Here is a 1,140-nt window from a genome sequence, read left to right as displayed (position 1 = left end):
CGGAGAAGTCGATCGAGAACCAGCAGGAGTTCCTCTCCTCCGTGGTCGACAACATCGATGCCGGTGTCGGTTCGATGATCGACGCCAACATGGAAGAGGAAGCCGCGCGTCTGCAGTCCCTGCAGGTGCAGCAGCAGCTCGCGACCCAATCCCTGTCGATCGCCAACTCGGCGCCGCAGAACATCCTGTCGCTCTTCCGCTGATCCTGACTTTGGCCCGGGGGAGGGCTACGGCTGACTTCCCGGGTCTCAGTGATTTCTCAAGCTCTCGTCAGAATGACGAGCATTAACGAAAGAATTCGGAGAATATAGATGTCTTCCATCAACACCAACGCCAGTGCCATGAACGCGCTGTCGACCCTTCGTCAGGTCAACAGGGACCTCGAAGGCACCCAGAGCCGCATCTCGACCGGTCTGCAGGTGCAGTCGGGCAAGGATAACGCGGCCTATTTCCAGATCTCCGAGACCATGAAGGGCGACAGCTCGGTCTACGCGTCGATCAACGAAGGCCTCACCCTGACCAAGAACTCGGTGGCGACCGCGCGTCTTGGGGCCGAGACCATCAACGGTCTTGCGCAGGAATTCCTCGACAAGGTGGCCTTCGCGCAGGGTGCGACCGGCGGTCAGGCGGAGATCGAGAACGATCTCAACGAGCTGGTCAAGCAGATGACCACCACGCTGGAGCAGTCGACCTTCAACGGTGACGACATGCTTGCGGCAGGTGAGGCGGCCGGTACAGCCGCGGCCGTGGCCGGGGCGACGGGTGCGCTGACCTCCGCCGGTGATTCCGGGGGGGCAACCCCAGCGTCCCGCAACGTCGTGACGGGTGTGACCCGCGCCGGGGGCACCTACGCAACCACCTCCATCAGCGTCGACACCTACGACATGCGCAAGCAGGTCGCCAACCTGGAAGCAATCGCCACGGGCTTTGCGGCAAATGCGGACGCGGCGACGGGCGAAGCCTTCCTCGCGGGTGTGCTGGCCGCGACCGAGGGCGTGACCGGTGCGGTGACCGACATCGCGACCAAGCTGGGCCAGTCGGAGAAGTCGATCGAGAACCAGCAGGAGTTCCTCTCCTCCGTGGTCGACAACATCGATGCCGGTGTCGGTTCGATGATCGACGCCAACATGGAAGAGGAAG

At 62.8% G+C, this 1,140-nt stretch carries 2 protein-coding genes; both read left to right on the top strand.

Annotation, left to right across the window (positions count from 1 at the left end; translation table 11 throughout):
* A partial coding sequence (locus J4E08_RS24435; RefSeq protein WP_349538913.1) for a flagellin occupies positions 1 to 203 on the top strand: 203 nt, incomplete at its 5' end.
* A 108-nt stretch (positions 204 to 311) separates the two neighbouring features.
* On the top strand, positions 312 to 1,140 hold an 829-nt coding region (locus tag J4E08_RS24430; RefSeq protein ID WP_349540724.1), incomplete at its 3' end, for a flagellin N-terminal helical domain-containing protein.

The organism is Sagittula sp. NFXS13, assembly GCF_040148795.1.
Lineage (GTDB): Bacteria > Pseudomonadota > Alphaproteobacteria > Rhodobacterales > Rhodobacteraceae > Sagittula > Sagittula marina.
This window is presented reverse-complemented; position numbering and strand designations above follow the sequence as displayed.